18 protein-coding genes are annotated in these 21,842 nt (G+C 47.1%); 11 read left to right on the top strand and 7 right to left on the bottom strand.

The window, feature by feature from the left end; genetic code table 11:
• The first annotated feature begins 5 nt into the window (after positions 1-5).
• Positions 6-374, top strand: coding sequence for a Rap1a/Tai family immunity protein (locus ICN44_RS00900; protein WP_216262102.1), 369 nt, complete (start codon positions 6-8; stop codon positions 372-374).
• Between the two features lie 60 nt (positions 375-434).
• Here ICN44_RS00900 and ICN44_RS00895 read toward each other — a convergent pair whose 3' ends face one another.
• The 6 genes from ICN44_RS00895 to fabI all read right to left on the bottom strand — a co-directional run bounded on the left by ICN44_RS00895 (position 435) and on the right by fabI (position 6,815).
• Positions 435-1,424: a tripartite tricarboxylate transporter substrate binding protein BugD gene (locus ICN44_RS00895; protein WP_216262100.1), complete on the bottom strand. Its 990-nt coding sequence runs from the start codon at positions 1,422-1,424 to the stop codon at positions 435-437.
• Between the two features lie 94 nt (positions 1,425-1,518).
• Complete coding sequence (locus tag ICN44_RS00890) at positions 1,519-2,364, bottom strand: CoA ester lyase (protein WP_216262098.1); 846 nt, start codon at positions 2,362-2,364, stop codon at positions 1,519-1,521.
• Between the two features lie 38 nt (positions 2,365-2,402).
• Entirely contained in the window at positions 2,403-3,779 is a 1,377-nt protein-coding gene (locus ICN44_RS00885; RefSeq protein ID WP_216262096.1) for an MmgE/PrpD family protein, read from the bottom strand.
• 18 nt (positions 3,780-3,797) lie between these two features.
• The gene (locus ICN44_RS00880; protein WP_216262094.1) at positions 3,798-4,682 is read right to left on the bottom strand and encodes a MaoC family dehydratase N-terminal domain-containing protein; all 885 of its coding nucleotides are present in this window, start codon (positions 4,680-4,682) and stop codon (positions 3,798-3,800) included.
• Positions 4,683-4,704: 22 nt separating this feature from the next.
• Positions 4,705-6,033 carry a chromate efflux transporter gene (chrA, locus tag ICN44_RS00875; protein ID WP_216262092.1) on the bottom strand — a complete coding sequence of 443 codons (1,329 nt, stop codon included), beginning with the start codon at positions 6,031-6,033 and terminating at the stop codon, positions 4,705-4,707.
• Positions 6,030-6,815: an enoyl-ACP reductase FabI gene (fabI, locus tag ICN44_RS00870; RefSeq protein WP_072583474.1), complete on the bottom strand. Its 786-nt coding sequence runs from the start codon at positions 6,813-6,815 to the stop codon at positions 6,030-6,032. Before fabI ends, chrA begins: the two co-directional genes overlap by 4 nt.
• A gap of 50 nt (positions 6,816-6,865) precedes the next feature.
• On the opposite strand from fabI, the gene ICN44_RS00865 reads away from it, so the two are divergent.
• The 5 genes from ICN44_RS00865 (at position 6,866) to ICN44_RS00845 (ending at position 13,251) form a co-directional block, all read left to right on the top strand.
• A complete protein-coding gene (locus ICN44_RS00865; protein WP_216262090.1) occupies positions 6,866-8,734 on the top strand; it encodes an extracellular solute-binding protein in 1,869 nt (622 codons plus the stop codon).
• A gap of 11 nt (positions 8,735-8,745) precedes the next feature.
• Positions 8,746-9,810 carry a microcin C ABC transporter permease YejB gene (locus tag ICN44_RS00860; RefSeq protein WP_216262638.1) on the top strand — a complete coding sequence of 355 codons (1,065 nt, stop codon included), beginning with the start codon at positions 8,746-8,748 and terminating at the stop codon, positions 9,808-9,810.
• Positions 9,807-10,832: an ABC transporter permease gene (locus ICN44_RS00855; RefSeq protein ID WP_216262088.1), complete on the top strand. Its 1,026-nt coding sequence runs from the start codon at positions 9,807-9,809 to the stop codon at positions 10,830-10,832. Before ICN44_RS00860 ends, ICN44_RS00855 begins: the two co-directional genes overlap by 4 nt.
• The gene (locus ICN44_RS00850) at positions 10,829-12,466 is read left to right on the top strand and encodes an ABC transporter ATP-binding protein (protein WP_216262086.1); all 1,638 of its coding nucleotides are present in this window, start codon (positions 10,829-10,831) and stop codon (positions 12,464-12,466) included. Before ICN44_RS00855 ends, ICN44_RS00850 begins: the two co-directional genes overlap by 4 nt.
• 137 nt (positions 12,467-12,603) lie before the next feature.
• Positions 12,604-13,251 carry a C40 family peptidase gene (locus ICN44_RS00845; protein ID WP_216262084.1) on the top strand — a complete coding sequence of 216 codons (648 nt, stop codon included), beginning with the start codon at positions 12,604-12,606 and terminating at the stop codon, positions 13,249-13,251.
• A 26-nt stretch (positions 13,252-13,277) separates the two neighbouring features.
• On the opposite strand, the gene ICN44_RS00840 is transcribed toward ICN44_RS00845, so the two are convergent.
• Entirely contained in the window at positions 13,278-14,201 is a 924-nt protein-coding gene (locus ICN44_RS00840) for a patatin-like phospholipase family protein (protein ID WP_216262083.1), read from the bottom strand.
• A gap of 186 nt (positions 14,202-14,387) precedes the next feature.
• On the opposite strand from ICN44_RS00840, the gene scpB reads away from it, so the two are divergent.
• The 5 genes from scpB to infB all read left to right on the top strand — a co-directional run bounded on the left by scpB (position 14,388) and on the right by infB (position 21,841).
• A complete protein-coding gene (gene scpB / locus ICN44_RS00835) occupies positions 14,388-15,116 on the top strand; it encodes an SMC-Scp complex subunit ScpB (RefSeq protein WP_216262081.1) in 729 nt (242 codons plus the stop codon).
• A 6-nt stretch (positions 15,117-15,122) separates the two neighbouring features.
• Entirely contained in the window at positions 15,123-16,925 is a 1,803-nt protein-coding gene (locus tag ICN44_RS00830; RefSeq protein WP_216262080.1) for a pseudouridine synthase, read from the top strand.
• Between the two features lie 173 nt (positions 16,926-17,098).
• Positions 17,099-17,590, top strand: coding sequence for a ribosome maturation factor RimP (gene rimP, locus ICN44_RS00825; RefSeq protein WP_072583483.1), 492 nt, complete (start codon positions 17,099-17,101; stop codon positions 17,588-17,590).
• On the top strand, positions 17,587-19,068 hold the full coding sequence (gene nusA, locus ICN44_RS00820) for a transcription termination factor NusA (protein ID WP_215320118.1): 1,482 nt from the start codon (positions 17,587-17,589) through the stop codon (positions 19,066-19,068). Before rimP ends, nusA begins: the two co-directional genes overlap by 4 nt.
• A gap of 13 nt (positions 19,069-19,081) precedes the next feature.
• Positions 19,082-21,841 (top strand): translation initiation factor IF-2, encoded by a 2,760-nt coding sequence (gene infB / locus ICN44_RS00815; RefSeq protein WP_216262078.1) that lies wholly within the window; start codon positions 19,082-19,084, stop codon positions 21,839-21,841.
• Position 21,842 lies beyond the last annotated feature (1 nt).

Here is a 21,842-nt window from a genome sequence, read left to right as displayed (position 1 = left end):
GAATCATGAAAACATTCATAGCAACATTCGTACTTATTGCATCCACCCTTTCCTTTGCTCCAAGTGCATTTGCGCAGAAGGATCTCCCGGTGGATGATGCTAGTACTGCTGCATTTGTTGAGCTCTGCAAAAATCCTGATGATGAGCAAGGCCGAAGTTTTTGTTTTGGCTTTGGCGAAGGAGTGTATCAAGGATACTTGGCGAATCGTCGTCCAGATGCCAAGCCAGCCATTTGCTTTGTAAATAAGAGCGAGACTCGTAATGAGGTCTTGCAAAAGTTCCTGGCGTGGACCAGGGCAAACCCTCAGTTTAATAAAGAGAAAGCAGCCAAAACTTTAATGCGTTTCTTTACTGATAATTACCCCTGTAAATAAGAACGCAGCACAATAAAAAAGCCAGCGAGATGCTGGCTTTTTTATTTCTAAGGTAAGCCCTTAATCAGCATAGGCTCCAGCCTTACGAATTACAGGACCCCATTTATTAATCTCAGCTTCAAGATGTTCTTGCAAGCCTTTTGGAGTTCTCTTAGCTGGTGAAACAATTTCAATATTGGACTCGGCTAAACGAGCCTTTACTTCAGGGTCATTCAAAGCAACGTTAAGAGCCTTATTGATTTTATTGACAACTGCTGGAGGTGTGCCTTTAGAGACATACATACCGTGCCAAACTTTTACTTCAAAACCTTTCAAGCCTTGCTCATCCAAGGTGGGTATGTTCGGTAAGGCTGGCAGACGTTTTGGAGTGGTAACACCATAGGCCTTTACTAAGCCATCTTTAATATAAGGAACAGTCTGTGTGGTCTGATCGCAGAGTAGGTCAACCTGACCACCAAGCAAATCGGTTAATGCTGGGCCAGTTCCTTTGTAGGGAACGGTTGTTAATTCCACGCCTTCGCGCGACATAAATAAAAGGCCACATAACTGAGATACCGCACCAGGACCAGCATTAGCCAGTGTCACTTTATCCTTATTGGCCTTGATGTAGGTCTCTAATTCTTTAAAGTTGTTTGGTGGGAAATTCTTGCGACCCAAAAGCACCATTGGCACATCCACGACTTGGCCGATGTATTCAAAGTCTTTCATCGGGTCAAAGTTCAATTTTTTATACAAAGCCGGCGCAGTAGCCATGCCCATGTGATGAATAAAAATCATGTAGCCATCTGGAGCGGAGCGCGCAACACGGGTAGCCGCAATGGTGCCACCAGCACCAACAGTATTTTCAACAATAACGGTTTGGCCCAATTCTTTACCCATAGGCACGGCAATCAGACGAGCAACAGCGTCTGTAGGTCCGCCAGCAGCAAATGGCACAACTAAGGTGACGGGCTTATTTGGATAAGGATCTGCAGCTAACGCATTACCTGCAATAAATCCCAGGGTGGCGATTGCATAGAAACCGGCAAATAGCGATTGACGTAATTTCATTTTAGTCTCTAGTAGTAGTTATAAAAATTATATGAGTGCAAAACAACTCAGGGTTATTTTGCCAGTTTTGCAGCTCTTTAGACAGAGGAAACTCTTAGTGTTTACCAGCAATTGCCAGGGTTCTTTTGGCTAGTAGCACCACGGGTCGATCAATCATACGGCCATCTAGCTTTACAGCGCTACCCTTGGAGGCCATGTCTGCCTCAACCACCCGTTGGGCCCAGGCTAGTTCTTCTTCAGTTGGTGTAAATGCCTTGATGACGATAGCCACTTGTTTTGGGTGAATACAGAGTTTTCCGCCAAAACCCATACGCTTTGCGCGTTCTGCGTCGTCGGTAATGCGCTCAATGTCGTCAGTGGAGGGTGTAACCCCATCAATAGGAGGGGCAATCTGTGCAAGTCGTGATGCTAAAACGATCTGAAAACGCGCAGTTTGCAGTTCGGTCTCTTGGCGGTCGCAGGCCATGCCCAGATCCGCTTGTAAATCTAAATTACCCAAAGCAAGGCGAATGACTTGATTGGAGTTTGCAATTTCTTTTAGTTTATCCAGGCCAATTGCCGTTTCAATCATGGGAATAATTGCAGTATTGGGGAGTATGAGGGCGGCTCCATTAATTTGGTCGAGCGATTCGCTCTTCGGAATTAATAGGCAGGCAACTTCAAGTTGTTGAGCGAGGATCAGGTCAGCTGAATAAAATTTACTACCAGGTGAGTTTATACGAATAACTAGACGCTTCTTTTGCTCAGGACTAAAGCTAGGCCATGCGGTGCGAATGGAGTCACGTGCACTCTCTTTGTCTTCCTCCGCAACGGCATCTTCTAAATCCAAGACAACGCCGCTAGCACCACTATCGAGGGCTTTCATAAAACGTTCAGGACGTGTGCCTGGTACAAATAGAAAGTTAGTGCTAAAGCCTAGTGGCGTTTCGAGTGGATTCATATCAATCTAGAGAATAAGGGAGCGAGTGGTGGGTTTACTTATGTGGATGGCAGTAGAAAGCCTATCTTGGCTTGTTTGCGGATATTCCACAAGAGATCAATTGCTTTGCTCATCTCTTTTGGGTTAGCGCCCCCGCTAAAAGCGGCTAGGCGCATTGCTTTATCGGTAATTTCTGCGCGAGATAGGGTATTGCTAGGGTCGCCTTTAGGTTCGTCTACGCGACCCTCCAGAATTTGTCCATTGTTCAAGTGAACTTTGACTTTGCCAATCCAACGTTGCGGATAAGCGCTATCTACCTCTGGATCTAGCGTCATAGAGACACGCTCACGGAAAGCGCAGATGGCATCATCATGAAAGTGCTGATCAAATTCTTGCAAGCCAGCAAATTGGTAATATGCAACCAAAGCGAGCACCGTTCCCATAGAAAATTTAGACTGATGCACGGTAGTAGGGTCAGTTACCGGGCCTAATACATCAATAGCGCCTTGGTGAACCAAGGTTTCTACTTTCGCAATATCGCTGGGCGATAGTTTGTTTGCCAGCATGACTTGAAGTAGGGCATCTGCAGCGGGGTGAGTATGACGACATGAAGCGTAATACTTAAAGCTTGTTTCTGCCAAAGCCCAGCGAGTACCTAAACGATCAACCAATTTACTGGGGTCGCTATCGCTTGACATGCCTGCCGCTAATCCCTGCTTGCCCTCCAGAATATGTTCAGCGCCTGTAAAGCCAGCTTGCGCAATATAGGCAGACATTAAGCCGGTGGAGGCTGCATGGGCGGTGTGTAGTTGCTTGGAGTCTGCAGCATCACGCAGAAACTCCCAAAGGCCGGCTGATTGCGTGCCTGCAGAGCCAAAGGCGTGGAGCATTTGATCTGGATTGAGTTTGAGTAGGCGTCCAACTGCCGCAGCTGCAGCTAATGTGCCAGCTGTACCGGTGGTATGAAACACTTTGTAATGAGAGCGTCCTAAAAACTCACCAACCCGAATACCTACCTCGTAGCCTGCGACTGCCGCAACCAATAAATCTTCACCAGATGCACCAATGGCTTGTGCACAAGCAAGCGCAGGTGGAAATACTACTGTGGCAGGATGAAAAACTGAGCCATTGTGAACATCATCCTGTTCGGCAACATGTGATGCTGCGGCATTAGCCATTGCTGCTAAAAAGGGGCTAGAGGTTTTACGAGAAACGAAAACTTCAGAGGGGCCAGCGTGTGTTGCATCAAACCCACCCATATTTTGGACAAACTGAGTAATGAGCTCCACTGGGCGCGAGCCCTTACCAGCAATACCTGAACCAAACCAATCGACTAATAGGTCTTCGGCGCGGCTCATGACGTCGCTTGGAATATCTGATGCCTGTAAATTGGCCGCAAAGCTAGCTAGCTCGCGAGAAAGGTGTTGAGTGGTCATCAGTAAACCTTCTTGTGTTTAGGCTAGAACAGCAGTGGCTTGCATAGTGAGCCAGCCCTCATGATCTTGGGCCCAAATGGAAATAGTTTTTCCACTCGGATCTTTTTCTAGATACGGCTTGGCATTTACTTTAAAGATATTGATATCAAAAGTAGGGCGTACAGCGCGGAACTCAAAACTCTTAAGCTTGCATTCTGGAATGCTTTGGCGCACGAGATCAACTAATAGAGTTGCAATCAAAGGGCCATGAACAATGAGGCCTGGATAGCCTTCAACTTCAGTGACATATTTACGATCATAGTGAATACGATGGCCATTAAAAGTTAATGCTGAATAACGAAAGAGAAGCACGTCATCAGGTGTAATTGTTTTACTCCACTTAGCATCGGTAGGCGCAGCAGTAGGGGCAACAGGTTTATCGTCTGGCCCTGGAGCATCACGATACACAATGTCATGCTCTTCAATAATCGCCAGACCGTTCTGGTTAGAGATTTTGTGATTGACCAATACGAAAATTAAATCACCGGTGCGACCTGCTTTATGGGTTACTGACTCAATTGTGGAAACGCGTTCAATTTCGTCGCCAACGCCAAGTGGTTTTAACCATTCAATGCGACTACCTGCCCACATGCGACGAGGTAACGGAACCGGCGGAAGAAAGCCACCACGTTTTGGATGACCATCAGGTCCGATTTCGGATTCGCGGGCGTGGGGCAGAAAATACAGCCAGTGCCACAGCTCAGGTAAAAAAGTTCCCTTACTTGGTGCAGCATCATCGCGATCCAAGGTTGCGGATAGTGCGCGCACGGGGGCTGCTGTGACGGTGTCTTGCAGAGACTCGGTTTTACCAAGCCATTCTTGCAGGTGGGTGATAGTTTGAGGTTCGATTCGCATAAGTTCCATTATGCCAATCTTGTGAAAAAACTCACCCTATCAAAATAGAGATGTAGTAGAAGAGTAATCCAGCAATTGCTGACCCGCCCAATACCGAAAGAACACCCTTTTGATACTTAAATAAAGCTAAACCAGCTAGAGCGCAGATCAAAATCGAGATCCAAGAGATCGAGCCGCCAAAGCCTCTTGGTAAAAAGACGTGATAAGCAAAGAAGAGGCCTAGATTAGCAATGACGCCAACGACTGCTGCTGTGATTGCTGTTAGCGGTGCTGTAAAGCCTAGCTTGCCATGCGTTGATTCAATTAACGGACCGCCTACTAAGATAAAAAAGAAGGAGGGTAAAAAAGTAAACCAAGTAGCAACACAAGCACCCAACACCCCAAACCAAAATGGATTGGTATTGCCAATGAGGTGTTGGATATGTCCTGCAAGATAACCAACAAAAGCCACTACCATGATGAGTGGGCCTGGCGTAGCCTCGCCTAGCGCTAAACCATCAATCATTTGGTTGGCACTGAGCCAATGAAAGTGTTCGACCGCTCCTTGGTATACGTAGGGTAGAACTGCGTACGCACCACCAAAAGTCATCAAGGCGGCTTTGGTAAAGAACCACGCGATATTTGGGTACAAGGTCTTCCAGTCAAAGATGGCTATCAATGCGCCAATAGGAAGTAGCCAGCAAGTAAATGCTACAAGGCTATGACGCACCGCTTTTGAATAAGTAAATTTGGCGTGCTCGGGAGTAGGAGTGTCGTCATCAATGATGGCGCTACCAAATTGTTTTGCTTCTTTCGTGCTATGCCCACCAGCTTGTTGGAAATATTCTGGATACCGTTTACCACCCCAGTATCCGATTGCTGCTGCAATCAGTACGATGATGGGAAAAGCGAGATTCAGAATAAAGATGGCTAGAAAAGATCCAAGAGCGATCCATTGAAGTGCTAGGTTATGAATGGTTCGTTTACCAATTCGCACGGCAGCGTGCAACACGATTGCAGTCACTGCAGGTTTGATGCCAAAAAAGATGGCGGCAATCCAGGGAACTTGTCCGAAGGTGAGATATACCCATGACAATCCAATCAAAATGAACAAGGAAGGCAACACAAAGAGCGTACCCGCTAGGATACCGCCCCAACTGCGGTGCATGAGCCAGCCAATATAGGTCACTAGCTGTTGGGCCTCTGGCCCTGGTAATAGCATGCAGTAGTTCAGCGCATGTAAAAAGCGCCGCTCAGAAATCCAGCGACGCTTTTCAACTAATTCTTGGTGTAGAACGGCAATCTGTCCTGCGGGCCCACCAAAACTGATGAAGCCTAGCTTAGCCCAAAACTTCAGGGCCTCGCGCAGTGGAATGCTCAAACTTCATCCATTCCGCCAACTACTTGACTAAAGCCGTTGTCAACGTAAATGATTTCAGCGGTGATGCCATTTGCTAAGTCAGACAATAAGAATGCAGCAGTATTGCCCACATCATCAATCGTCACATTACGGCGCAGTGGAGCAGTTTCCTCAACCGCTTGCAAAATCTTGCCAAAGCCTTTTATGCCAGAAGCCGCTAAAGTTTTAATTGGGCCAGCAGAGATGCCGTTAGCGCGAATGCCTTTAGGACCAACTGAGCCTGCGAGGTAGCGAACAGATGCTTCAAGCGATGCTTTTGCTAAACCCATAGTGTTGTAGTTAGGAACATTCTTCATGGATCCTAAATAAGTCAATGTGAGCAATGAAGATTTGTCACGCAACATCGGGAGCGCTTCTTTTGCCATTGCTGGGAAGCTGTAAGCAGAAATGTCGTGCGCAATCTTGAAGCCTTCACGAGAAAGGCCTTCCAAGAAATCGCCAGCAATTGCTTCGCGTGGCGCAAAACCAATCGCGTGTACAAAACCATCAAATTGGGGCCAGGATTTAGCTAAATCCTTAAAAAGGGCGCTGATTTGCTCATCGCTACCCACATCGCAGTCAAAAATGAGTTCGGTATTGAATTCTTTTGCAAAATCAACGATACGGTCCTTAAAGCGCTCACCTACATAGGTAAAGGCTAGTTCGGCACCTTCGCGGTGGCAAGCCTTGGCTATGCCATAGGCAATAGAACGGTTAGAGAGGAGGCCGGTAATGAGGATTTTTTTGCCGGTGAGAAAGCCCATGTTGTGTCCTTTACTTCAAATATGATTAGCTATCTACAATTGTTGCATATATGCCCACCTTAAAGCCCATTCGACAAATTGCCTATTTATTGCTGCTAGCCCTGCTAGCGGGGCTAGGGGCCAATATAGCTCTGGCAGGACAAGGGATTGCACAATACGGCAAGCCTAAATATCCCGATGGATTTGCCCATTTTGATTACGTTAATCCCAATGCTCCCCGCGGTGGAACCCTGGTCTTACCAAACCCAGGGCAAAGAACGAGCTTTGATAAATTCAATCCATTTACCCTGAGAGGTATCACCGCTCCCGGTATTGAATTGATGTTTGAGTCATTGGCCGAAGGAAGTGCTGATGAGGTCTCTAGTATTTACGGTTTATTGGCAGACGATATTCAGGTAGCCAAAGATCACAAGTCGGCCACCTTCCATCTTCGATCTGAGGCAAAATTTTCAGATGGTAGCCCAGTCTTGGCTGCTGACGTTAAATATAGTTTTGATACCTTGATGAGCGGTAAAGCGCACCCGCGTTATAAAACTACATTTGCCGATATTAAAGAGGCAGTTGTTTTATCTGATCGGTCTATTCGCTTCGACTTTAAGAATGACAACACTGAACTACCCATCCTGGCAGGAACATTCCCAGTGTTCTCGCGGAACTGGGGTAAGCAAGCAGATGGAACGGTGATTCCATTTGAGAAGCTCGCTTTTGAAACTCCAATTGGTAGCGGGCCTTATTTGATTGAATCTTTCAAAGCAGGTAAATCGATTGTTTTTAAAAAGAACCCAAACTATTGGGCTGATCAACTCGGAAAACCCTTAAATATCCGCGTTGGCTTTTATAACTTTGATCGAGTCCTTTATAAGCTTTACAGCGACGATGCTGTTAGGCTGGAAGCCTTTAAAGCGGGGGAGTTTGATGCTCTGGTTGAGTATCGCGCCAAGATTTGGGCTAAAGGGTATGTGGGCTCTAAGTTTGATCAAGGTGTTCTCTTAAAGAAAGCATTCCTAAATCACAATGGCGCTGGCATGCAAGGTTTCGCAATGAATGTGCGACGTCCTATTTTTAAAGATGTGCGTGTGCGCGAAGCTTTAGGCTATGCGCTTGATTTTGAATGGCTCAATCGCCAAATATTTTTTGATCAGTACAGCCGTATCAATAGTTATTTCACCAACAGTGATTTGAGTGCCAACTTTGATGGTCCTCGCAAACCTACAGAGTCAGAGTTAAAGCTTCTCAAGCCCTTAAAAGCAAAATACCCACAGTGGGTTCCGGATGCCGTCTTTGGCCCAATGCCTGAGGCGCCATCAACCCAGCCTCCTGGGAGCCTACGCCAGAATTTAAAGAAAGCCCGTGAGCTCCTTCTTCATGCGGGCTGGCAATATCGTGACGGTGCATTGCGTAATGAAAAGGGTGAGCCATTTCGTTTTGAGATTGTGGAAGATGGCGGATTCTTCTTGAGGGTGATTTCTGCTTATGTACGCAACTTAGAAAAGCTGGGAGTACAAGTAGATATTCGGACCAGCGATTTTGCTTTGCATCAAAAGCGCATGAATGAATACGATTTTGATATGACCACCGTCAGATTTCAGGACTCTCAAAATCCAGGCAATGAACTCTGGGACCGCTTTGGCAGTCAGGCTGCCAAAGAAAAAGGCTCTGATAATGTGATTGGTGTGCAATCTCCCGTGGTGGATGCTTTGATTGATGAAATTACCAAAGCACAAAATCGGGAACAGTTAAGAACTGCAACGAGAGCCCTAGATAGAGTTCTGTGGAATAGTTATTACGTTGTGCCGCAGTGGTACAACCCAACCCATCGCGTTGCCTTCCGCCACGAGATGCGTTATCCAGAACCTCCTTTGTATTACTCAGCCGAGGCATGGATCATGCAAAACTGGTGGAAAGAAGAGGCTAAATAATGCAAGGTCAAATGCGCGCTTACATTTTTAAACGTTTGCTCTTGATGATTCCGACAATCTTGGGGGTGCTAACTCTTACCTTTGCAGTAGTGCAATTTGTTCCAGGTGGTCCAGTAGAGCAAATGGTATTGGAGTTAAAAGGGAAGGGTGGTGCTGCAACAGGCGGCTCCGAGTCCTCCGGATCCGGATCAACCTATCGCGGCCGTCAAGGTGTCGATGCACAGCGTTTAGAGGAAGTGAAAGCATTATATGGTTTCGATAAGCCACCTCTTGAACGCTATTTCATGATGTTAGGCCGCTTTGCCAGATTTGACTTAGGTGAAAGCTATTACCAACACGAAAGCGTTTGGACTTTAGTGGTCTCTAAGTTGCCAGTCTCGATCAGCATCGGACTGTGGACCTTCTTCATTACGTATTTAGTTTCCATACCCTTAGGAATAGCCAAAGCAGTACGCGATGGTTCACGTTTTGATGCCGTCACCAGCAGCATGATCTTAGTGGGTTATGCGATTCCTGGTTTTGTATTGGGTGTCTTATTGCTGGTGCTTTTTGGCGGAGGTAGTTTCTTGCAACTTTTTCCGCTACGAGGCCTTACTTCGGATAATTGGAGTGATCTGAGTTTGCTTGGCAAGATCATGGATTACTTGTGGCATTTAGTGTTGCCGATTACCGCCTCTGTTTTAGGTAGCTTTGCCGTAGTAACCATGTTGACTAAAAATTCCTTTTTGGAAGAAATTCGTAAGCAGTATGTTTTGACTGCGCGCGCAAAGGGGCTTACTGAAAAGCAAGTGCTATGGAAGCATGTATTCCGTAACGCACTCTTGCCTTTAGTGACAGGATTCCCGGCTGCATTTATCGGTGCATTTTTTACTGGCTCGCTTTTAATTGAAACGCTGTTCTCATTAGACGGGCTTGGCTTACTTTCATATGAATCCGTGATGCGACGTGACTATCCGGTGGTCTTTGGCACTCTGTACTTATTCACTCTCATTGGCTTATTCACCAAGTTAATCTCGGATCTTTGCTATGTTTATGTGGACCCACGTATTCAATTTGGTGCAGGAGGCGGCTCATGAGTCGTTGGCAGCGCTTCAAGAATAGTCGCATGGGGTATGCAAGCCTGTGGATCTTCATGGTCCTGTTTGGTTTATCGATGTGTGCTGAATTGATTGCGAATGACAAGCCTTTGGTGGTGCGCTATGAAGGCCATTTCTATTTTCCGATTGTGAAGAGTCAGCCAGAAACTGTCTTTGGTGGTGACTTTGCGACTCCAACTGATTTCTTAGATCCCGATATTCGTCAGAACATTACCAGTAATGGAAACTGGGCAATCTACCCGCCGATTCACTATAGCTATGAGACGCTCAATTATTTTTCACAAGTACCTAATCCAGCGCCACCTTCATGGGAGAACTGGTTTGGGACCGATGATCGTGGGCGCGATGTTTTGGCTCGCCTGATCTATGGTTTCCGCTTATCTATTCTTTTTGGTCTTGCACTAACGATTGTTGGCGTGAGTGTGGGCATCATCACTGGATCTTTAATGGGCTTCTTTGGAGGTAAGTTTGACTTAGTCTCGCAGCGCCTCATAGAAATCTGGTCAGCTATGCCAGAGTTATACTTGCTCATTATTTTTGCCTCGATCTTTAATCCTAGCGTTTCCCTACTGATTATTTTGTTGGCCGCTTTTGGTTGGATGGGCCTCTCGGATTACGTCCGGGCTGAGTTTTTTCGTAATCGCGCTCTGGAATATGTGCGTGCAGCAAGAGCATTGGGTTTAACCAATTTACAAATCATGTGGCGTCACATCCTTCCTAATAGTTTGACGCCAGTGATTACCTTTTTGCCATTTCGCATGAGTGCCGCCATTTTGTCCTTAACCAGTTTGGACTTTTTAGGCTTGGGTGTACCCCCGGGCACTCCAAGCTTAGGCGAACTACTCTCTCAAGGTAAAAGCAATCTTGATGCCTGGTGGATCTCTCTCTCAACCTTTGTTGTCTTGGTGGCAACTCTGTTGCTATTAACTTTTATGGGTGAAGCATTGCGTAATGCTTTTGATTCTCGTAAGGCTGGCGTAATGAGCGGAGGTCGCTCATGAGTTTGCTTCGTTATGAGGATCTGTGCATTTCATTTGGAACGGGTCGCCGTGAAAAGTTTGCGGTCAATCATCTTGATTTAGAAATCGGCATTGGTGAGCGTGTGGCATTGGTTGGGGAATCCGGCTCAGGTAAGACGCTGACTGCATTGGCGCCATTACGTTTAGAGCCCGAGGGCGCCAAAGTCTCTGGAAAGATTCTGTGGAATAAAAAAGATGGGAAGGGCACAGTAGACTTGCTCTCGATGTCTATCCAAGATATTCGGGAGATTCGTGGTCGCGAAATTGCGATGGTGTTTCAGGAGCCGATGACGGCCTTGAACCCGCTCTTTACTGTGGGCAATCAAATTATTGAAGCAGTGCAGATCTATCAACCTTTGATATCTAAAGCGGATTCGATTGATGCCGCAATTGATTTGCTTCGTAAGACGGGAATACCTGAGCCTGAGCGCCGCTTTCATTCTTATCCACATCAACTCTCGGGCGGCCAAAGACAGCGCGCCATGATTGCGATGGCTTTGGCGTGTAAGCCACGACTACTGATTGCCGATGAGCCTACGACAGCTTTAGATGTGAGTTTGCGTTTGCAAATCTTGGATTTACTCAAAGAGCTCCAAGAGGAATCCAAAGATCATGGTGGTATGGGCATTCTGTTGATCACCCATGATCTCAATTTGGTGAAGCATTTTGCACAACGTGTAGCTGTGCTCAATCAAGGTAACTTGATGGAGGCTGGGCCAACCAAACAAGTGTTTGAACACCCAGAGGATCCTTATACGCGCGCCTTGGTTAATAGTGAACCGGTACGTGACCTGGCACCTTTGATGCCATTAGCTCCAGTGTTGTTGAAAACAGAGGATCTATCGGTTGCTTACCCGAGCGCAGAGTCAGTCTCTTGGTTTAAAAAAGCGCCATCACATAAAGTGTTGAAAAAAGTCAGCTTTGCATTAAAGCAAGGTCAGACTATCGGTGTCATTGGCGAATCAGGCTCTGGCAAAACCACTCTAGGTATGGCTGTGCTCGGTTTGCTGGGTGATTCAATGGCAGAAGTGACTGGCAATGTTGATGTGCTTGGCAGCGATTGGCAAACACTCAAGCCTATTGAGCGACGTGCGATGCGTTCTAGCTTGCAGGTGATCTTTCAGGATCCCTTTGGCTCGCTGTCACCGCGCATGAACGTATTGCAGATTATTTCTGAGGGCTTGGATGTGCATTTTCCGAAACTGTCTACTGCAGAACGTGAGACACGTGTAGTGGATATGCTCAAAGAAGTGGGTTTAGATCGTTCTGCGCTATTGCGCTACCCCCATGAATTTTCTGGAGGGCAGCGCCAAAGAATTGCGATTGCGCGTGCCTTAATTTTGCGTCCACAAATTTTGGTACTAGATGAGCCCACCTCGGCATTGGATGTCTCGATTCAAAAACAGGTGCTTGCGTTATTGACCGAGCTGCAAAAAAAGTACAACTTGGCCTATCTCATGATTAGTCACGACCTAGCAGTGATTAGAGCAATGTCTCACGAAGTGATGGTTCTCAAGGGGGGCAAGGTAGTGGAATTTGGCGATACCGAAACCCTCATTAAGCATCCCCGTCAGACCTATACCAGGGAGCTATTTGCAGCTGCAGAGCTGACTTAGATAGCAGATCAAAACCCTCTTGAATGGGCTAATTTGGTGCATTTGCCCTGATATAAGGCAATATTATCTTTATAAACAAAGACTTAAGCATAGAGTGAAGACTTGGTTAATTGAAGGTTCTTTGTTAAACTGATCCGATGTCATTGAAAAAAGCACTTCTTTTGAAACTGCTGGGCCTAGGTTTAGGCACCATCATCTCTGTATCTGCCTATGCGGTTGATACGGCGGTAGAGGCATCCTCCGATGCGGTGGTTCCTAAGGAAAGTATGTTCCAAGCAGGGCGCTCTTACATTGCCCGAGTATCAGACCGCTTGGCCGATACCGTGACTGGCAAATCAGAGGAATTAATTAACCGCGCTATGGAAGTTATTGGCGTGCGCTATCGCTGGGATACAGAATTACCGCAGTCTGGATTAGATGGCAGTAGCTTTGTTGGCTATGTCTTTAAAGATAAGCTGGGATTCTTATTGCCACGCAAGTCAACGCAAATGAGTCGTGTTGGTAAGCCGATTACCCGTGAAGAATTGCAGCCAGGAGATCTTGTATTTTTTAATACGATGCGACTCACTTTTTCTCACGTCGGAATTTATGTGGGCGATAACAAATTCATTCACTCACCTTCCAAAGGCACCAATGTTCGAGTGGATGATCTCGGTAGCCTCTATTGGGATAAACGTTTTGACGGGGCACGTCGTTTAGATGGTAGCGACAATCTCGATGACTCTGAGCGTCAAGAGCTTCTTAACGAAGTCAAAAATCTTAAGCGTAATTCACGCAGCCTTTAATCAAGCGCTCTGCAGCCTGACGGTTGCTAGCCTTTCAGCTTCTCTTTAATCAAACCCATTTGCTCTTGCGCAGCAACTTCGCCAGCGAGTATGGCGGCATTTCTAGATTTGAAATCACCGCTACCCATTTGTTTTAACTGCGGCTGAATCACGATATCAGCACTCTTGAGCTCGTATTGATTGATGCTTCTCTGCATGATAGAAATAGTTTGCTGCAAAACACCTAAGGTTCCGCTGGCATCTTGATGAACCGGCTCGGAAGAAATATTTACTGCAATCACTAAGGTTGCCCCCATCTGTCTTGCATAACTGACTGGTACTGGCGCCACCAAACCGCCATCGACATATTCTTTGCCGCTGATCACTGCCGGCTGAAATACTCCGGGTACGCTGCAAGATGCGCGAACGGCTAAACCGGTATTGCCTGTTCTAAATAGAACCCCTTGGCCAGATTGCAATTCAGTAGCAACAATTCCTAAGGGGATGCGCATTTGTTCAATCGATTTATTTTGCACTTCTCGATTCACCATATTTTGCAGGGCATCACCCTTGATGAGTCCGCCAAATCGGCCAGCAAATGGGAGGCCCCAGTCGGCAATCGTGGCCTCATCTAGATTGAGGGCTAAGCGATTGAGATCATTCCCAGTAGCACCTGATGCTAGTAGAGTGGCAATCACGCTGCCAGCGCTACTACCAACAACAATATCGGGTCTGATGCCTTGGGCTTCTAATGTCTTGATGACGCCCACGTGAGCAAAACCTCGAGCTGCTCCAGCGCCTAGAACTAGGCCAACCACAGGTTTTTTACTCCCAACAAGGCTGCAAGAGCTCAAACCTGCACCCCCAAGGAGGGCTCCTATGCCAATTCCGAGGCTGAGGAGTCGACGGCGCTCCAAGGAATGGATGACCTGAGGCATGGATAAAGGGGGTTTGGTGGAATTCTTGTGCATGTGGCTATTGTATTGAGCCTACCTTATAATGGGTGCAAGGTGAACGAAAAGTACTTCGTTTCAGCGCGGGCATATCCCAAGAAGAATTGATGAGATGGATTGTCCGTAGTAGCTTGAGAACACCAAAACCCATTACTAAATACCTTTTAAAGCCTAGTCAGGATCACTCCTGGTAGCCCGAATTTTATGGACGATCACAATAAGCGCGTCATTGAAACAGCCCTCCTGTGCGCACAGGAACCACTCACCGTTGCTGATTTGTCTCGCTTATTTATAGAAGACATCACTACGGCAGATATCGATGAAGCATTAGTCGAGCTGCAACGCGCTTGGGATGACAAGGGTATGGAATTGGTGCATATCGCAACTGGCTGGCGTTTTCAAAGCCGTCTTTCGATGCGTGAGTACCTTGATCGCCTAACTCCAGAAAAGCCGCCGAAGTATTCACGTGCTGTTATGGAAACTTTAGCTATCATCGCTTACCGCCAACCTGTAACCCGTGGTGAGATCGAGGAAATTCGTGGTGTTGCTGTGAGTAGTAACGTAATGAAGCAATTAGAAGATCGTGGTTGGGTTGAGGTAATTGGTCATAAAGAAACTATTGGTCGCCCAGGCTTGTATGCCACCACCAAACAATTTTTAGATGATCTCAGTCTGACCAATTTGCAAAGCTTGCCGATTTTGGAGGATGCGGCGCCAATGGCTGCTGCAGCGCAATTAGGCCAAGCAGTTATGGAGTTTGACCCATCTGCCACTGTGGAGACAGTAGTGATTGATGCGGATGCTCAAGAGGTGAGCGAGATTGACGAAGAGACAACCGAAGCAACTTTAGAAGAAACCAGTATTGAGGTTTCTGAAGAAGAGGCTAAAGAAGTTACCCCTGAGTCTGAAGACAACCCAGACGAAACAAAATAATAATTAATGACAAGCTCTAACGAAAACGATTCATCCCCGGTAGTAAATCCATCGGCAACCCCTTCTAATGCAGATGCTGCACCATCGAACTCCGATGGCCAAAAGTCTGAAGGTGGAGAGCGTGGTGAACGTCGCCCGCGCCGCCAAGGTGCCGGAGGCAGTAAACACCCGTTTAATAAGAAGCGCCCATTCAATAAAGATCGACCACGCCGTGAAGGTGGTGATGCCAATGGTCCGCGCGAAGGTGGTAACAATCAAGGCAATAACCAATCTTCTAAATTAGCCCCCAATCCAGCTGAGAGTGAGGCTTTGTTTGCTTCAGTTGTCTCTGGTGAGTTTGACGCGGCTTTAGATGCTCCAGAAGTTGAGGAATTAAAAAATCCCGATGGCGTGAATGAGAACGAGGTATCTCATCAAACTGGTGCAGAGCGTCGCGCGCAACGTGCACAACGCTCACGCGAAGATGAAGATTCAGATGTGCCAACCGATGAGGAAATGAGTAGTCTGCAGTTTGCCAACGTTGACGATCTCCCACTCAGTTTGCGTGATGAAGTTTGGTCTGACCTCGATGGTTTAGATGATGATGCTGATGATGAAGATACCGTTAAGTTGCACAAGGTATTAGCTGATGTTGGCATGGGATCCCGTCGCGATATGGAAGACTTGATTATTCAAGGGCGCGTATCAGTTAACGGATTACCAGCGCATATTGGTCAGCGTATTGGACCAACAGATCAAGTGCGTATCAATGGCAAACCTGTTCATCGCAAGATTCAGACTAAGCCGCCGCGCGTGATCATGTATCACAAGCCGGCAGGTGAGATCGTTAGCCAGTCAGACCCAGAGGGTCGTCCAACCGTATTTGATCGTTTACCTAAACCGCGTCAAGGACGCTGGATCGCGGTAGGTCGATTGGACTTTAATACCGAAGGTCTTTTGTTGTTCACCACTTCTGGTGAGTTAGCAAATCGCTTAATGCATCCCCGTTACGGTGTCGAGCGTGAATACGCCGTGCGTATCTTAGGTGACTTGAGTCAAGAAAATACTTCGCTCTTAAAGAGTGGCATTACGCTCGATGATGGCCAAGCAAAATTCTTGCGCCTAGCGATGGGCGGCGGCGAAGGTGCTAACCGTTGGTATCACGTTGCATTAAGTGAGGGTCGTAATCGCGAAGTGCGTCGCATGTTCGAAGCAGTTGGTCATACGGTCTCTCGCTTGATTAGAACTCGTTACGGCATTTTCTTATTACCTCCACGCCTCAGACGTGGTAAATGGGAAGAGATTGAGGCCGGCGGCATCTATAACTTGATGAAGTCTGCTGGTTTAAAAATGCCACAACCTCAAGATAAGGGTCGCAACCCTAACGCTAATTCGAATAACCGTGATCGTCGTCCAGTTGGAGAAGATTTCCAGCCGGATCCAATGCAAACCTCCGTTTCCTACTGGGGATCCCGTGATGCTCTAACCCTTGCTAGTGGCCATAACGGCCTAACGCATCAGGGTAGAGGTGGAAAACCTGGTGGCGGCAGTGGTTCTGGCGAAGGGCGTGGACCTTTCCGGGGTCGCACTCAAGGCGGCAGACCTGGGCAGGGTGGCCAAGGCGGTCGCAGTGGGCAAGGCGGACAGGGTGGTCAAGGTGGTCAGGGCCAAAACCGCAGTAAAGGCGGCAAAGTTCACCACGGGCAGTCTGCTTTTGTGACGGGCAACCCCCAGAGTCCTGGAAATGGGCCTAAACGTAGCGCACCAAAAGGGCGCAAACCCTTCAATAAAGGGCCTAGAAAACCCCGTAATCCGGGCGAAAGCTTCTGATTTGTATCAGTTTTCTGCCAAATAGGCTATAATTTTGGTCTTACAGCAGGATTCTGCTGTTTTTAGTAGTTACCGACTGATGTTGCGATCAACGTAAGTCGGCCTGTTCTGAATTTCGAGAATATGGGCTTTGAAGCCCATTTTTTTTTGCCATTTTGGTATGAAGGGGTGTCGTGAAGGATCAGCAGGTTATTTCTGCAGAGCTGGAAAACTTGGGTTACACGCTAGTGGAGATAGAGCGTGAAGCCGGAGGATTGCTGCGCGTCACGATTGAAAACCCAGATTACGAACGCTTGATATCTGTTTTGGATTGCGAGAAGGTGAGTCATCAGTTGAGTTACACCTTGCCAGTTGAAAACATTCCATATGAGCGTTTAGAGATTTCATCTCCAGGATTGGATCGTCCAGTGAAAAGTGCCGCTGATTATGAGCGCTTTGCTGGAATGCAAGTGGATTTGAAATTGCGCGTGGCAGTTGGCGGTCGCAAGAATTTTCGTGGTGAGTTGCAAGGTTTGCTGAGTGGTGAATTGAATTCACCAGATGCAAAGTTTGGTTTGGTATTTGAGGGTGCTGATGGTCAGCCCTCTCAATTGGAGTTCTCTTTAGCCGAGGTCGATAAGACTCGGTTGGTCCCTGTTATTGATTTCAAAGGAAGAAAGTCATGAGCCGAGAAGTTCTCATGTTGGCAGACGCGTTAGCGCGTGAAAAGAACGTTGATCAAGCTATCGTATTCGAAGCGTTGGAGATGGCTTTGGCCTCTGCGACTAAGAAGCGTTACGCTACAGAAGATGTGGATATCCGCGTTGCGATTGATCGTGAAACTGGTGAATACGAAACCTTCCGTCGCTGGTTGGTTGTGCCCAATGAAGCTGGTTTGCAAGAGCCGGACAAAGAGATTCTGCAATTTGAAGCCCAAGAGCAACTCGCCGACATGGAAGTTGGTGACTACATCGAAGAGCAAATCGAATCTTTAGCGTTTGGTCGTATCGGTGCACAAGCTGCTAAGCAAGTGATCTTGCAACGCATTCGTGACGCTGAACGCGAACAGATTTTGAACGACTACCTTGAGCGTGGCGAAAAAGTCATGACCGGTACCGTCAAACGGGCAGACAAGAATGGCCTGATTATTGAGTCTGGTCGTGTTGAAGCATTGCTCCGCCGCGATCAAATGATTCCGAAAGAGAACTTACGTTCTGGCGATCGTGTTCGCGCATACATCCTTAAGGTGGATCGTGAAGCACGTGGCCCTCAGATTGAGCTTTCTCGTACTTGCCCAGATTTCTTGATTAAGTTATTTGAGAATGAAGTTCCTGAGATGGAGCAGGGTTTATTGGAGATTAAAGGCGCTGCCCGTGATCCTGGTATCCGCGCAAAAATTGCAGTCATTACTTATGACAAGCGCATCGATCCAATTGGCACTTGCGTTGGCGTACGTGGCACCCGTGTTACCGCGGTTCGCAATGAAGTTGCTGGTGAAGCAGTAGATATCGTATTGTGGTCTGAAGATCCAGCCCAATTTGTGATTGGTGCTTTGGCTCCAGCTCAGGTTTCATCAATCGTGGTTGATGAAGAGCGTCATGCAATGGATGTGGTGGTTGATGAAGAAAATTTAGCAATCGCGATTGGCCGTAGTGGACAGAACGTTCGTTTGGCGAGTGATTTGACTGGTTGGCAGATCAACATCATGACTCCTGAAGAGTCTGCTGAGAAAACAGAAAAAGAAGCTTCTTCTGTACGTCAATTGTTTATGGACAAGTTAGACGTAGACCAAGAAGTGGCTGATATTTTGATTGAAGAAGGTTTCAACACATTAGAAGAAGTGGCCTACGTACCACTCTCTGAAATGTTAGAGATTGATTCATTTGATGAAGATACTGTGAATGAGTTGCGTACCCGCGCTCGTGATTCTTTGTTAACTATGGAGTTGGCAAAAGAAGAGCGTATCGGCGAAGTGTCACAAGACTTGCGTTCCCTAGAAGGAATGACTACAGAGCTGATTGCTAAACTTGCTGACAATCAAGTACATACCCGTGACGACCTTGCTGAATTAGCTGTTGATGAGCTAGTTGAGGCGACACAAATTGACGAAGAAACTGCGAAAACGCTCATCATGAAAGCGCGCGAACATTGGTTTACTTCATGAGAGGAAGTAGTGCATGGCAACAACAGTAAAAGTACTCGCTAAAGAATTAAAACGTACCGCGCCAGACCTCTTGGAGCAGTTGAAGGCGGCCGGTATCGAAAAAGGTTCTGAGGACGATAGCATTACCGAAAAGGACAAAACTGTCCTGCTTGAGCATTTACAAAAAGCTCATGGCAGTGCTGATGCGGGCGCTCGCAAAAAGATTACTTTAATCAAACGTGAGAGCTCAGAAATTCGTCAAGCGGATTCTGCTGGACGTACTCGCACCGTACAGGTTGAAGTTCGTAAAAAGCGTGTACTTGTAAAGGCCGGTGATAAGGCGCCTGAAGAGGCTCCGGCTCCAGTAGTTAAACCAGTTGCTCAAGTGGCACCATCTAAACCCATAATTTCTGAAGAGGAATTAGAGAAACGCGCAGCTGAAGCAACACGCCAGGCTGAGTTATTGGCTCGTCAAGAAGCAGAAATGAAGGCCGCTGAAGAAGCGCGTCAAAAAGAAGTTGCAGCCCCGGTAATTGCTAAAGAAGAAGTGCCTGCAGATGCAGCGCCTGCTGCAGCCGCAGCTGCTGCAGAGAAAAAGGCAGCAGCAGATAAAGCAGCTAAAGATTTAGCAGCTAGTAAAGAAAAAGAGTTAGCAGATATTCGTGTTCGTCGTGCTGCGGCTGAAGCTGAAGCTTTAGCGATTCGCGACATGATGAGCACTCCTGCGCGTGTTCTCAAAGCACCAAGTGAAATTGCTTCTGAAGAGGCGAAAAAAGGTACTTTGCACAAACCTGCAAAAGTTGAAGGTGCTGACGATAAGAAGAAGGCTGTTGCCAAAGTTGGTGGCAAGACTATTAAATCTTCTGAGACATCATCCACTTGGCAAGAAGAAGGCGCTAAGAAACCTGGTGGCCTAAAGACACGCGGAGATTCTTCTGGTGGTGTTGGCGGTTGGCGCTCAGGCGGTGGACGTAAGAAGCAGCGTCAAATTGCTGAAGCGAACGTAGATACCAACTTCCAAGTGCCTACAGAAGCTATAGTGCGTGATGTTCACGTACCAGAAACTATAACTGTTGCTGAGTTAGCTCATGCAATGGCAGTGAAGAGTGCTGAAGTGATTAAGTTGCTGATGGGTATGGGCCAGATGGTCACCATCAATCAAGTGCTTGATCAAGATACCGCAATGATTCTCGTAGAAGAAATGGGCCATACAGCTCATGCTGCAAAATTAGATGATCCAGATTTGGACCTTGGTACTGCTGGTCATGATGCAGAGTTATTGCCACGTCCTCCGGTCGTTACAGTAATGGGCCACGTTGACCACGGTAAAACTTCTTTGCTCGATAAGATTCGTGCAGCTAAAGTAGCTACCGGCGAGGCTGGCGGCATTACTCAGCACATTGGTGCATACCATGTGGAAACTCCACGCGGCATGATTACCTTCTTAGATACTCCGGGTCACGAAGCCTTTACGGCAATGCGTGCTCGCGGTGCTAAGGCAACGGACATTGTGATCTTGGTTGTTGCGGCAGATGACGGCGTAATGCCGCAAACAAAAGAAGCGATTCACCATGCGCTTGCAGGTGGCGTTCCAATTGTTGTGGCAATTAACAAGATTGATAAGCCAGAAGCCAATTCTGAGCGCGTCAAAACTGAGTTGGTTGCAGAGCAAGTGGTTCCTGAGGAATATGGTGGCGATGTGCCATTTATTCCCGTATCCGCAAAAACTGGTGAGGGCATTGATGCCTTGCTAGAGAACGTACTCTTGCAAGCTGAAATCTTGGAATTGAAGGCACCTAAAGACGCGCCAGCTCAAGGTTTAGTCATTGAAGCGCGTTTGGATAAGGGTAAGGGTCCTGTAGCAACTGTATTGGTTCAATCAGGCACACTCAAACGTGGAGATATGTTGTTGGCGGGCTCAACTTACGGACGCGTACGCGCTATGTTGGATGAAAACGGCAAGCCATGTAACGAAGCCGGCCCATCTATCCCAGTAGAAATTCAAGGTTTAGCCGATGTTCCTGCAGCTGGCGAGTCAGTACAGGTAGTTCCTGATGAGCGTAAAGCTCGCGAAATCGCATTGTTCCGTCAAGGCAAGTTCCGTGATGTGAAGTTAGCGAAACAGCAGGCATTCAAGCTTGAAACCATGATGGAAAACATGGAAGAAGGCGCTGTTGAAGCTAAGTTGTTACCGTTGATTATTAAGGCTGACGTACAAGGTTCTCAAGAAGCTTTGGCACAGTCTTTGATGAAGCTTTCTACACCAGAGGTGAAGGTACAAATTGTTCACGCAGGCGTTGGCGGCATTACTGAAACCGACGTCAACTTGGCAGTTGCTTCTAAAGCGGTTATTTTTGGATTTAATTCCCGTGCGGATGCCGCTGCTCGTAAGTTAGCTGAAAACAATGGTGTGGATATTCGTTATCACAACATTATTTATGACGCAGTGGATGAAGTGAAATTGGCATTGAGCGGCATGTTGACTCCAGATAAGAAAGAAGAAATTACTGGTCTCGTTGAGATTCGTCAAGTCTTCCTGGTATCTAAGGTGGGTGCGATTGCGGGTTGCTTGGTGGTTGATGGAATTATCAAGCGCACATCTAGTGTTCGTCTCTTGCGTGACAACGTTGTTGTTTGGACTGGCGAACTGGACTCTCTCAAGCGCTTCAAAGATGATGCTAAAGAAGTTCGAGCTGGTGTCGAGTGCGGCCTGTCATTAAAAGGCTATAACGACATTAAAGAAGGTGACCAGCTTGAGGTATTTGAAGTTACTGAAGTTGCACGTTCACTCTAAG

The organism is Polynucleobacter sp. JS-Fieb-80-E5 (genome assembly GCF_018882015.1).
In the GTDB taxonomy this organism is placed as follows: Bacteria; Pseudomonadota; Gammaproteobacteria; order Burkholderiales; family Burkholderiaceae; genus Polynucleobacter.
This window is presented reverse-complemented; position numbering and strand designations above follow the sequence as displayed.